Annotated in this window: 13 protein-coding genes; 3 read left to right on the top strand and 10 right to left on the bottom strand. The window is 24.9% G+C overall.

Going from position 1 to position 13443, the window contains the following annotated elements:
* Window positions 1–32: 32 nt before the first annotated feature.
* From ACYUE0_RS04950 to ACYUE0_RS04940, 3 genes are all read right to left on the bottom strand, one after another.
* The gene (locus ACYUE0_RS04950; protein ID WP_010296053.1) at window positions 33–296 is read right to left on the bottom strand and encodes a metal-sensing transcriptional repressor; all 264 of its coding nucleotides are present in this window, start codon (window positions 294–296) and stop codon (window positions 33–35) included.
* Window positions 297–817: 521 nt separating this feature from the next.
* On the bottom strand, window positions 818–1309 hold the full coding sequence (locus tag ACYUE0_RS04945) for a hypothetical protein (RefSeq protein WP_061996006.1): 492 nt from the start codon (window positions 1307–1309) through the stop codon (window positions 818–820).
* Window positions 1310–1379: 70 nt separating this feature from the next.
* On the bottom strand, window positions 1380–2024 hold the full coding sequence (locus ACYUE0_RS04940) for a protein kinase (protein ID WP_460269703.1): 645 nt from the start codon (window positions 2022–2024) through the stop codon (window positions 1380–1382).
* A gap of 151 nt (window positions 2025–2175) precedes the next feature.
* Between ACYUE0_RS04940 and uvsE the strand changes: the two genes are divergently transcribed.
* Window positions 2176–3138 (top strand): UV DNA damage repair endonuclease UvsE, encoded by a 963-nt coding sequence (uvsE, locus tag ACYUE0_RS04935; RefSeq protein WP_460269702.1) that lies wholly within the window; start codon window positions 2176–2178, stop codon window positions 3136–3138.
* A 51-nt stretch (window positions 3139–3189) separates the two neighbouring features.
* On the opposite strand, the gene ACYUE0_RS04930 is transcribed toward uvsE, so the two are convergent.
* The gene (locus tag ACYUE0_RS04930) at window positions 3190–3606 is read right to left on the bottom strand and encodes a hypothetical protein (protein WP_061996009.1); all 417 of its coding nucleotides are present in this window, start codon (window positions 3604–3606) and stop codon (window positions 3190–3192) included.
* A 118-nt stretch (window positions 3607–3724) separates the two neighbouring features.
* A complete protein-coding gene (locus tag ACYUE0_RS04925) occupies window positions 3725–4222 on the bottom strand; it encodes a TspO/MBR family protein (protein WP_061996010.1) in 498 nt (165 codons plus the stop codon).
* A 400-nt stretch (window positions 4223–4622) separates the two neighbouring features.
* On the opposite strand from ACYUE0_RS04925, the gene ACYUE0_RS04920 reads away from it, so the two are divergent.
* Window positions 4623–5807, top strand: a complete 1185-nt coding sequence (locus ACYUE0_RS04920) for a dicarboxylate/amino acid:cation symporter (protein ID WP_061996011.1) — start codon at window positions 4623–4625, stop codon at window positions 5805–5807.
* 553 nt (window positions 5808–6360) lie between these two features.
* On the opposite strand, the gene ACYUE0_RS04915 is transcribed toward ACYUE0_RS04920, so the two are convergent.
* Complete coding sequence (locus tag ACYUE0_RS04915; RefSeq protein ID WP_061996013.1) at window positions 6361–6900, bottom strand: flavodoxin family protein; 540 nt, start codon at window positions 6898–6900, stop codon at window positions 6361–6363.
* Window positions 6901–6937: 37 nt separating this feature from the next.
* Window positions 6938–8167 (bottom strand): hypothetical protein, encoded by a 1230-nt coding sequence (locus ACYUE0_RS04910; RefSeq protein ID WP_460269699.1) that lies wholly within the window; start codon window positions 8165–8167, stop codon window positions 6938–6940.
* Between the two features lie 183 nt (window positions 8168–8350).
* Between ACYUE0_RS04910 and ACYUE0_RS04905 the strand changes: the two genes are divergently transcribed.
* A complete protein-coding gene (locus ACYUE0_RS04905; RefSeq protein WP_010296079.1) occupies window positions 8351–8506 on the top strand; it encodes a hypothetical protein in 156 nt (51 codons plus the stop codon).
* Window positions 8507–9014: 508 nt separating this feature from the next.
* Here ACYUE0_RS04905 and ACYUE0_RS04900 read toward each other — a convergent pair.
* The 3 genes from ACYUE0_RS04900 to ACYUE0_RS04890 all read right to left on the bottom strand — a co-directional run bounded on the left by ACYUE0_RS04900 (window position 9015) and on the right by ACYUE0_RS04890 (window position 13362).
* The gene (locus tag ACYUE0_RS04900) at window positions 9015–11582 is read right to left on the bottom strand and encodes a 3'-5' exonuclease (RefSeq protein ID WP_460269698.1); all 2568 of its coding nucleotides are present in this window, start codon (window positions 11580–11582) and stop codon (window positions 9015–9017) included.
* A gap of 92 nt (window positions 11583–11674) precedes the next feature.
* Window positions 11675–12574: a glycoside hydrolase family 73 protein gene (locus ACYUE0_RS04895; RefSeq protein ID WP_460269697.1), complete on the bottom strand. Its 900-nt coding sequence runs from the start codon at window positions 12572–12574 to the stop codon at window positions 11675–11677.
* A 77-nt stretch (window positions 12575–12651) separates the two neighbouring features.
* The gene (locus tag ACYUE0_RS04890) at window positions 12652–13362 is read right to left on the bottom strand and encodes a hypothetical protein (RefSeq protein WP_460269696.1); all 711 of its coding nucleotides are present in this window, start codon (window positions 13360–13362) and stop codon (window positions 12652–12654) included.
* Between the last annotated feature and the right edge of the window lie 81 nt (window positions 13363–13443).

Raw genomic sequence — 13443 nt, 5'->3', positions numbered from 1 at the left:
TATAATCTAAATATTAATGCTTTGTATTGCAACTATTTAGCTAACTTTTCAATAATCATCATAACTTCTTCTAATTTTGTATCTAAGTCACCTTCACAACAAGAATTTTTCACACAATGAGTAAGATGTTGCTTTATTATCTCTGAATTAGCTTTCTTTAATAAAGACTGAGATGCGATTATTTGATTAGATATATCAATACAATATCTTTCATCTTCAATCATTCTTATAATTCCTTCTATTTGCCCTTTAGCAATTTTTAAATACTTTACAGCATTTTTCTTTTCTTGATTCATAAAACTACTCCTTTCCACCCCACCCCGGGGGGGTATGAATTTAATATAATACTTTTATTTTATTTTGTCAATACTATAGGTTGCAAGTTGACTTTTAATTAATTAATAATATATCCTCAAGTCTATAGGTATACAAACATGTACGCAAAGCTATGACCGTTATTCCACTAAATTTTTTTAAATTTATTGCTATAGGGTTCCAAGTTGACTTTTAAAATTACCTATTCCAAAACTTGGATATCCCAAATAGTGAGACATGCTCTGAATCGCTTAGAATTCAACACTACATTTTGTATGAAAATATTTTAAGGTTATTGAATAAATTTAAATTGGAGCTTGTTTCCCTATACATTTCATAATAAAGAATTTAAATAAGCTATCCATTGAAAATTCATTTAGACACTCTCATATATCTTTTCATTATTACTTTTTTAGCGCTATAATTTTTTAGGCTTAACTTTACGTCCATGCTTGAAATACTACACTACTAAACTAATTTTAATTTACCATTTTCTAATTATTTAAGCTTCTTTTACCTCATATTTTGCACTTTTATAAACTATAGGTTTTTTACTAGCATCATTATCTTCAAATTGAATAACCTCTATTTTATGAGTTCCTTTAACTAGATTCTCATCAGTAAGATTTAAAGAAACTTTACTTTCTCCGAAATTTCCTTTTTCAACTAACTTTTCATCTATAAATATATAGCTTGTTTTTTTCTCATCAAAATTAGAAGTTGTTAAATCTATTTGCATTATTTTAACATCTGCTTGCGTATGTACTATAGGTATTAATCCTGTTTCACCATTTCCATCTGGTGTTGATACTATAATAGTTCCTTCTCCCAACTCTTCTTTAAAATCTTTAGGGTAAGTAACTATTTCATCTTTAACTTTTTCCTCAATCTCTTGATTTAATTCACTTTTAACAACTTTTTCATTTTTATTAGTACATCCTACTAAAGAAAAAAGCATTGAAAAAGCAATTAAAATTACGAAAATTTTACTCAAAAAAATCCCTCCTCAATAAAAATAACTATAATCTACATTTAGATTATAGTTATTTTTTACTATCTTCTTATTATTTATTCTTATTATTTAATTCTCTCATAGCTTTTCTTATTAATCTATCTTGATGTTCTTTTTCCTTTTGTTCAAGATAAATATATATCTTTGAACTCCAATCATCATAAAGTTTTTTGTCTATATCCTTTAAAAAAGATAAGAATTCTTCCAATCTATTTCTACTATCCATTCCTTTCATTAAATGTCTTGGATAACTTACTCGTTTCTTATATTGATTCTTAGGATCTATTACTTTTAATGAAAAATCTTCTTGTACATATAAATCCTTACACCTTATATCTAATCTTTTGTAGCCTAATTTTTTAAAATCTTTATAAAGATTTACTATATGTTCTGCAATTTCTCTATTTATAGGGTTTTTTCTTAAATACTTATCTAATCTTACCCCACCTACATAATCTCTTATTATGTAGTGACCACCATGTTCATATGCTTTAGGAAAGTATTTACTTTTTCGTGACTTTACTAAAGTTTCATATTCCATTTTACAAACCTTTGTGCAATTAAATATTTTTATTATTTTATTATCTGGTAATAAATAAACAACACCATTATTACCCTTTCCTAAATACTCTGAGGTTTTTATCATTTCTTCTATTCTTCTACTCAAATAAATTGGATTATTAAAAGGTCTTGTCATAATTCCTCCAAAATACATAGCTATTAATATTATTCTATGCATCATAGTAAATAAGTAGCCTTAATTTTTATAATATTGTTTTTGTGCATAAATCTATTAATTATATTTAATAATATATAATGATTAAATATATAGAAAAGGATGTCTTATTATGAAAGTTCGTTTAGGATATGTTTCAATATCACTTAATCTACCTAAAATATCTAGTTCTAGTAATGTAACTTATAGTTATTATAATAAACTTACTACTGAATCAGAAAGACTACAAAAGCTTATAACCGTCACTAGATCCAATTTAGATGACTTATATACTATATTAAAATATAATAAAAAAAACCAAATTTCTTTTTATAGAATCACCTCCTCTTTAGTTCCACTTGCAACTCATCCTGAAGTTTTGAATTGGAATTTTAGAGAATTATTTTATGATTATTTCAATTTGATTGGAGAATATATTAAATTAAATAATTTTCGTGTGGATACTCATCCCAATGAATTTAATGTTATTAACAGTGTTAATGAGACTACAGTAAAAAACACCATAAGAAATCTTATGTTTCATGTGAATTTATTTGAAGATTTACAATATGAAAATGGTAAAATGATATTACATGTTGGTGGAAAACAAGATGGTATAGAAAAAGCCAGTATACGTTTTATTGAAAATTATAACACTATGCCTGAATCAATTAAATCAAAAGTAATACTTGAAAATGATGATAAAAGCTTTACTGCAACAGATACACTTAAAATTTGTAATAGTTTAAGTATACCTATGGTATTAGACATACATCACTTTAAATGTAATAATAATAAGGAATCTTTAATTGAAATTTTAAATGACTTTTTTAAAACATGGGAAAATCAGCCTTTTCCTGCAAAAGTCCATTATTCTAGTCCACGTAATCATAAATTGGATAGAAAACATGCAGATTATATAAATCCAATAGAATTTGTGAATTTTATAAAACTATGTAGTTACTTAGGATATGATAGCTTGGATGTTATGCTCGAAGCAAAAAATAAAGATTTAGCACTATTTAAATTAACAAAAGATATAAAAACTTTGAAACCTAATTGGAAATGGATAGATAATTCTACATTTTTAGTATAAAAAGAACCTAGATACTATAAATTAATACAATCTAGGTTCTTTATTTATATTTTATTTATTTCTTTTGTAAGTAATTAATCCAGGGCATACCTCATCACCAAGTTCTTTACCTTCATCTAATAATTCTTTTAACTCTTCAACATCATCTATATAGCTTAAGTTTTCTTCATTATCAAATACGTCTACATACTCAGTAGATTCTTCCTTTAAGTCATATGAATCATTTTCTAAATTATCATCTTCCAAATCAAAATCACTAAACTCTTCAATATCTATGTTGATTTTTTCTTTTTCATCTTCTTTATTTTCAAAGACTTCATCTATCTTTATAGCTCTAATATCATAACCTTCTAATTCTAAGCATTTTCCACAGTTATTGCAAATTTTTTTTCTATCTAATTCACATAACTCACATTCTTTACAATCATTGCACAATTTATTTTCATTAAAGATACAGTTTTTGCTCATACTTACAACCTTCTTTACTATTCTTATTTTTCCATTTAGCATTTTAATTAACTAGCACTATATTTTATCAAACTTTTTTATATAATTCAACTCTAAGCAAAAACTAATCTTTTAAATTCTATTTATTTAACTTATATATTTGATAATTTAAAATTAACGCAAAACTACTCCAAATAAGATATGGCAAAAGCAAAAAACCAGCAATTTTGTCTTTTTTATAAAATGCTATAGTTGTAAAAATAATAAATATAATCAATATAAACAATTCTATAAAAGCTAAAAATCTTAAATTAAAATAGAAAAAAATAATTGACCATAAAAGATTTAATACAAATTGAATTACAAACAATATTATTTCCTTATTTACATCATAACCCAATTTACCTAGCATTAATATTCTATAAAAAGCTAGTCCCATCATAAAATATAATATAGGCCAAACAATAGCAAAAACTGTTGGCGGTGGAGAAAAACTTGGTTTTACCAATACTTTATAAATTGCCGGTGCATTTCTTGTAACAATACTTATAATTGCAGGAAGTCCTAAAGTAAAAATCAGACTTATTATTAAAAGAAAACAGTCTTTTTTACCTTTTACTTTTAAAATAGATTTCATTTTTTACCCCCATTTAATTTATATTTATAGATATTTAAATATAGTAACTATATTATGTAATACATCTATGGTATTTATATATTTAACTTCACATATAAATATTCATTTTTTCAAATTATATATTTTTTACATAAAACTTAATTAACTTTCTATCCTTAAATTTTTATAAATTAATATAGCTAAATTTAAAAAGCTCTTTAAACTTATCAATAATTACAGTTAATAAATAAAATCTATTATAAAAGCAACCATTATTTTCATCTTGTATTTGTTTTTATAATAGATTTTATTTATATATTTGTTTTAAAAATATTTTGCAAATTAAAAGGTATTTTGGTTTTCTTTGTCTAATTATAAATATGGGTAGACAAAAATTTTATACAATGGAGGTTTATTTGCAATGAAAAAATTTTTTAACAGCTTAATTTTTAAGCTAATAGTAGCTGTAGCCATAGGTCTTTTATTAGGCTTTATGTGTTCTTCACCTACAATCGCAATAATAGTAACTATAAAAAAAATATTATCTCAAATTATTCTATTTACAATCCCATTAATTATAATTGGTTTTATTGCCCCTTCTATAGCAAGATTAAAGTCTAATGCTACAAAACTTTTAGGATATGCTGTTTTAATAGCCTATTTATCCTCAGTTGGAGCAGCTGCATTTTCTGCTATTGCAGGATACACAATAATTCCACATCTCAATATTATTTCTACTACAGATGGATTACAAAAAATTCCTGAGGTGATATTTAATTTAGATATACCTCCAATTATGAGTGTTATGAGTGCACTAGCATTATCAATTCTAGTTGGACTTGCAACAGCATGGACAAAGTCTGAAACAGTAGAAAAACTTTTAGAAGAATTTCAAAATATAGTTCTTAGTATAGCTACAAAAGTTGTTATACCTATAATACCTGTTTTTATAGCAACTACTTTTGCACAGCTTGCATATGAAGGTAGTATTACAAATCACTTACCAGTTTTTATTAAAGTCATAATCATTGTATTAATTGGACACTTTATTTGGCTTACATTTCTTTATCTTATAGCTGGTGCTATTTCTAAAACTAACCCTCTTAAAGTTGTAAAAAAATATGGCCCAGCATATTTAACTGCTGTAGGTACTATGTCATCTGCTGCAACATTACCAGTAGCTCTTAAATGTGCTAAGTCTACAGAAACATTAAGAGAGGATATAACTGATTTTGCTATCCCACTATGTGCTAACATTCATTTATGTGGATCTGTTTTAACGGAAGTATTTTTTGTATTGACAGTTTCAAAAATTCTTTATGGAGATCTTCCATCTTTAGGTAGTATATCATTATTTATAATACTACTTGGAGTATTTGCAATAGGTGCACCTGGGGTTCCTGGTGGAACAGTAATGGCATCTTTAGGACTTATAACTAGTGTACTAGGTTTTAATGAAGTAGGTACTGCATTAATACTTACAATATTTGCATTACAAGATAGTTTTGGTACTGCCTGTAACATAGTTGGAGATGGTGCTATAGCTTTAATGCTCACAGGGATAGCTGAAAGAAAAAATTTCAAACCGTCTTCTATAGATGAATAGCTTTTAGATAAGTAAACTAACCTAATTTAAATATTAAAGGCTATTACTTATAGTGATATTTTATTTATCATCATAAGTTATAGTCTTTTTTTTATTTTCATAACATCACTTTATAAATATTTGTAACTTTATATCTTGTAAATTATAAAATATATTAAGGATAAAAAATTACATTATCTTTTAAAACATATTTATGGAGGTCTTTTATGAAATTTTTAGGTATATTACTTATAATAATTGCATTTATATATATTATTTATGGTTATCTTGGCCAAAATATAGTTTTAATTCACAACAGGTATACTAATCTTTCTTTCAACAATGAAGTATCCTTTTTCAAAATACAATTTTATGGATCTATAACAATTTTTATTCTAAATATCATTCTAGGTGTAACACTAATTAAAAAATTTCTACCTTGGTATTCTATACTGTTATGTCCTTTAATAATATATGGAATAAATTTTATTTTAATGTATTATTGTAAATATAAAAAATATATTTATTTTTAAAAAGTAAAGTGCCTTAAAACTTTTTAAGGCACTTTACTTTTTTATATTAACTCTTTTCCTATCTTATATATTTCTTCTAGTGCTAAAGTGTTATCTTTCACTGGTACATTCTCATCAGTGCATACACCATAAACTCCTAAAAGCTCTATTCCTACATAATCAAATATATCTTTAAACATTTTTTCTGTAAGCTCTGGTCCAGAGTTTGGCATTGCTCCTCCATATGTCATAAGAAGATATGCCTTTTTTCCTTTCCTATCTTTTTCCTCCAATGCATATGTTCTATCTATAAAAGTCTTTAACTGTGCAGACATACTCCACCAATAAATAGGTGTTGCAAAAACTAAAATATCTGATTGTTTAAAAACATCATATAACTTCACCATATCATCCTTTTGAATACATTCACCTTCTCTTTTACAATAGTTGCACGCCATACAAGGTGATATTTTATATTCCTGCAAGAATATATTTTCTATAGTTACCTTATGGTTATCACTAACTCCTTTCAAAAATTTATTTAACAATATAGCTGTGTTTCCACTTTTATGTGGACTTCCCATAAATGCTCCAATTTTCATAAATAAAATCCTCCAATACAAAAATAATATATAAAAATTAATATTTATCTACATTTAAATCTTCTTTTAATTTTTTCACCTTTTTTTTTGTATTTATCTCTAACTTATCTATAAATCTGTTAGTAAATGGCACATATTTTTTTATTTCCTTTACATACTCTTTTGAAAAATACTTTCTATTTTTAACTATAGCAAAAAATATCATCATTAAGCAATTAGTCTTTATGATGTATTTTAATTCATCTTCCTTTTCACAGTTAAAGCACTCACTTGCATCTAAAAACTCACATGTAAAGTTTATCAGCTTATTTACTATCAAATCTAATGGATATTTCCCAGCTATTTGGCTTATTATTGTCATATGATTATTTTTTAAGTCTTCTTCTATATCTTGAATATCATCGCAAAGCTGAAGCAAAAATCCGTAACCATATACAAACTCTTCTTGTGATTCATTTAAAGCTCCATTCATAAGATATCCATCTGCAAGTACAGAAGCCCCTCCTTTTTCTATAGATATTCCTAGAATATCATTTTCATAAGGTATACTTTTTTCACTTTGATTTATCAATCCATGTTGTTGTGCATTAAGAATTATAACAAGAGATTCATAAACTTTTTCATTATCTTCTCTTTTAAATACCTTTTCAATTTCTTCTATCAATTTATAAACTTTATTTTCATGATCACAATTTCCATTAAGTTTTTCCCCTTCCAATCTTTTTAAAAATCTTTTATTAAAATCAGATTTTTCCTCAATTGAAATTGAAGGGTTATCCAAATAATTATCAGTATAAGGGTATAACATACTATAACCAAATATAGCTTTTGTAAACTGAACGTTATACCCAAAGGCCTTTTGAAGTATATTTACTATCCATAAATTGCGCATAGCTTGCCCTATATCTTCAAAAGTTAATTTATCATCAAAACTTTTACAATTTTCGATAAAAAATTTTGTACTTTCAAAAAACTTTTCATCAATATGATTTTCAATATATTTAGCATTATAAAAATCTACTTTACTTAAAAAATCCTTTATATTCTTCGTACATCTATTTTTCAAATTAAACTTTTCCTCATCATCTTTTGGATGTTCCATTATATTATTTAAAAAAGCATCTAAAAATAGATTGAATTCTTTTTCATTTCGCTTTTTATCAAAATAATCAACATAATCTATATCTAAACATAAATTGCAATTACTTTTCCACCATAGTTCTTTATAAAATAAGTTTAAATCCTTTGCTCTATTGTAAAGGCACATAATTAAGCGGCACCATCCCTTCTATACATAATCAAATTATATAATATATAGCTTCCTTAATCAAAATTATCCATTTTAACCATTAAATTAAGTTAATAAATTTATAAATATAACACAAGATATTATCATAACTATAAAATCTATAATAATCAATTTAAGTATATTGCAAAAGGAGGTGTTTTTATGCCAAAAGATAGTCAACCAGACAATAAAGAAGCTAGAATGAGAAAATGTAATTATCAAACACCTATAACTAGCGAAGAAGGTAAAAATAATAATAGAACAGCAAAAAAACATTCTATTAAAAGACAGGGTTTTCAAAGTGATCATATAAACTAAAAAACTATAAATTACCCCCTTGTATCAAACTATACGCAAATTTCTTAATTTTAAATATAACATAGCTCAGTTAGCATAAATAAAAATAATCCGTATTTTATACGGATTATTTTTATTTCATAATAAATTTTATAATCTTACATAGTGACAAGATAGGAATCTTATAAATTCTTTAATTAATATTTAAAATTAATATACAAGCTAATCTTTAATTTATATTCACATAGTTTACTTTTTCTTTTAAATACTTAATTTTAATTATGTAAACTGAATTGTTGTACTTACTATAGGATTTTAAGTTGACTCTCAAGTTTATTCATTTAAAAACTTGGATACCTAAAATAGTGAGACATGCTCAGAATCACTTAGAATTTAACACTGCATCTTGTATGAAAATATTTTAAGGTTATTCAATAAATTTAAGTTGGAGCTTGTTTCCCTATAGCACACATTATAAAATGATAAAAACAGTATTAATACTGTTTTTATCATTTTTAACAAACTATATTTAAATTTCTTCTATAAACTCTTTATCTATATATTTTATAAATCTACTTGGAATAGATATATTACTTGAAGGGCTTGTTAAATACAACATTTTTTTAGCTCTTGTCATTGCTACATAAAATATTCTTTTTTCCTCTTCAAAATATTTTTCTTTTATTGATTGATATGATGGAAAATTTGGCTCATATAACCCACTTAAAAACACATATTCAAATTCTAAACCCTTTGCTTGATGAACTGTTATTATAGGTATTCTTTTCCCCTTTGTCATAAGTCTTTCCATTTCTCCATTTGATAATGATGTGATTTGAAGAAAGTCCATTAATGAATCCCTATGGTTTTTTTCCTTGTTATCTAGTTCTTTTGCTATTAAATAAAATTCTCTTAAGTTATTTATTCTATTAGGTTCATTTATATATATTTCTTTTATTCTAAAATCATTTACCACAAGTGCTACAATATCTTGCGGTCTTAAACCTTCTGATTTTTTTATAAAATCAATTAACTTTATACTTATTTTTTCAAAATTTTTTAAATGCTTTAGTATTAAAGATTGTCTTTTTAAAGTTGTAGGAAGAATCTTATCATAAATTCCCTTTACTAAAAGTTCCCCAGTTGCTAATATATCATCCATAGCATTATGACTTGGTTTGTGGTTAGTATTAAATGCTTTACTTAATGTTTCCAGCTTATGATTACACATATTAGGATAAAACCTTCTATATATGTCTAACGTATCATAAACGCCTATAAACTCTGCCTCATCTAATTTATTTCTTGAAAGTTCACTAGCTAATATGCTTATATCAAATTGAACATTATGTCCAACTATTACAGCTCCTCTAGAAAACTCTAAAAACTCTTTTAATACTTCTATTTTATCATTCCCATGGTTTTCTAAATATTCATCACTAAATCCATGAACATACTCTGAATCTTTCACAGATTTATTATTTTTTAAAAACCTTTCAAATACTTCTATAGCTTCCCCTTTATTATTTATTCTTATTGCAGCTATTTGTATTATTTCATCTTCTGTTGTATCCACACCAGTACTTTCTACATCAAACACTATTACATTATTTTTTTCTAGTTCACTATGTAAAAAACCAAACTTATCACCATATTTAAAGGTATTTAAATCTATAAAATCCGATAAACTTATTCCTACTTCTTTATATTCTTTAGATTGTATTTCATTTAAAGTTCTCTCACCTACACCTGTTTTTAGCCTTCTTAATATTCTTGATAAGCTATTACTATCATTTTTATTAACTATCAATTTCATAAATGCTAATATATCTTTTATTTCCTGTCTTCTAAAAAATTTGAATTGATCTATAAGTATAAATTTCACTTCATTTTTCTCTTTCAATGAAGCCATGGCTAATTCTTGACTTAACTCTATATTGTATTTATTACTTCTTGTTAAAACACAAATTTTAGAAGGACACTCTTTATTTATTTTTTTTATTTCATTAAATATCCATATTGCTTCTTCTTTTATATTTTCAGTTTTTAAATATTTTATTTTTTCTCCAAGATCCTTCGAATAAGCCTTAACATCACCAATATTAAAATTATCAGTTTTATCCTTAAATGCATTTTTTAAATAATTACAAGATGCATTAGTTAATACTTTTGTTGATCTATAATTCTTATCAAAATTAATTTTTAAAGGATTATACTTTCTTAAATATCTTTCAAATATATTTTCTGGCGTAGATCCTCTCCACTCATAAATTGTTTGAAAACTATCTCCACAAAGCAATATATTATTTTTATTAAATATCTTCTCTATGATGCTATATTCTAAAACACTTGTATCTTGAATTTCATCTATGTTTATGTATTTAAACTTTTCACATAACCTTTCAACTACTTTAGGCTGATTAAATAATTCCTTTGCCTTAACTATAAGGTCTGTAAAATCTAATCCATGATTACCATATAAAATCCTATTATATGCTTCTACCATATCTTGTCCATGCTCTAAGAGCTTATCATATATGCTTTGAGAAAATTTATATTTTTCCACCGAAACTCTTTTTAATTTATAAGGCTCTTCAGTTTTTAATATGGATATAACATTTTTATAATCCTCTATAGAGTTTTCACTATAAATGTTATATACTGCCCTATGCTCCTTTACTAAATTTATAAAGTTTTGAAGGGATTGTATTGGATGATTGAAGTAATTTACTTTCTTTATAATTTCTTCACAGTCATTTTCATCATATATTGTAAAATCCGTAAATATATCAGTTCTTTTTTTAGCTTCACTCTTTACAATATCAAAGCAAAAGCTATGAAAAGTTCTTACAGTAATATTCTCTCCACAACTCCCCATATTTTCAAGTATTCTATCCTTCATCTCTTTACACGCTTTATTTGTAAAGGTAATGCATAAAATTTCTTTTGCTGTAGCTTTTTCCTTTTTTATTATATTTGAAATTCTATATGATAATGTATTAGTTTTCCCTGTACCTGCACCAGCTAAAAGTAATATATTTTTATCTAATGTTTCAATAACTAATTTTTGTTTTTCATTAAATTTATTTTCACTCATAAAATACTCCCTAATTAAATTTTTTAATAGTTTTATTGTAACAGAAAAGTGCCTAACTTTTCATTAAATAAAAAATTGATTTTTTATGTTAATTATTTATTTTCAACTTGAATATCTATAAGGTATAATTTATAATTCTCTATTAGTTCTATTAAAACATCAGCATAAATTTTTTCACCATTATAATTTTCTACAGTACTGTAGCCGGCATTTTCTAATGATAAACATTGATTTCTATAATTTTTTTCTTTAAAAAATCCATGGTCTTTATATCTTTCATTTTCATTTAAAAATGTACCATGATCTTCAATAGATTGATTTTTATTTTTATATTTTCTAAAGGCCCCATCTATTACCATATTGTAAAATTCTTTAGTCTTAAAGGTAACAGTTTCACCTTTATACTTACCGTCTGCTTTTATTCCAAATAAGTTATTTCCAGCAATAGCAAGTTCTGATTTTCCCCAATCAGACTCTATTATTGCTTGTGCTATTGTTACTGATGGCATTATGTTATATTTTTCGTAATTAGATATTGCACCTTCCAAAATTTCATCTATAAAGCTTATCTGATAAGCCTCTCCCTTTATATCTTTAGGTAGATTGATTTTACAATTCTTAATATCTTCTATGTATTTATAAACTCTTCTTTTTTCTTTAGCTGTGAAGTTTAACTTTTTTAATACTTCTTCTAATGAAAAAATCTCGTTAGTTGATGTTTTTATAAATGTTTTTGCTATATGTTCTATATCTTCATTTTTTATATTTAAAAATGAATTATTATTTTCAACAACAACTATAGCGGCTATTTCTTTCCAATTTAAATTAAATTTATTGTCACATACTTCCTTTGTTATTTCTATGTATCTTAAAGTATCTAACCCATCTATTTTAATACTTTTTTTTATTCCAAATCTATAAGATGTTTCAAAAACTAAAACCATAATTATAAATAATATAATAGACCCTACTATAATGGATACACGTTTCATCCATTCCCCTACTTTCTAGTAAAATTTCAACTTATTGCATTATAATTATCGTTTAAATTTATCTAAAACTTGAATACTTAATATATTCTTTGTTTATTATGTTTTCTTATGAACTTATAACATACTAAAGCCATTAAAACGCCTAATACAAATACATATAATAAAATTACATATAAAAATTGATTTTGAACATAAACAATAGACATAGTAGTTCCACTTTTTATCTCATTAAGTTTATAGTTCCATTTTGCTACATCATTGTCTATAGTCATTGCATTGGACTCTACTATTTTTCCAGGAACCTTCATCTGATTCTCATAATTAATATCTTTAATAAAGTTAATCAGTGATGGTGTTATAACTTTATATTGTTTATCCGTAGCATGAGATATTATTTCCTTTAGAATGTCTTTATTAACTTTTATATCTAAATACACCCTGTTTTTTAGTATTCCTGGCTTTATACTTTTGTGAATGCTTATGTATTTTGTTAAATCTTCCTTACTAACTGTTTTAAAGTCATATAAACTATATTTATACTCAATCACTTCCATATTATCTTCTTCATATTTTTTAATTTTGAACCCCTCTTCTTCTCCTCTTATATTCTTTTCTAATATTGGGTTTAAGACCTTTCCTGAAATGCTATCATATTTCATTTTTCCCATAACATATCCACTACCGTCTTTATTTATTTCTGTTATAGTTGTTAAATTAATCTTGCCACATCCAACTAATATCATAGATATTGTAATATATACTAAGATTAAAAACTTATTTTTTTTCATTTTGTCTCCTTTCTTTTATATAAAGTTCAAAGTTGACTTTTAAAAATATTTATCCAAACAAAATTATTTTTTGCATTTTTG

The sequence above is a fragment of the Clostridium sp. CTA-19 genome, from assembly GCF_054767855.1.
This window is presented reverse-complemented; position numbering and strand designations above follow the sequence as displayed.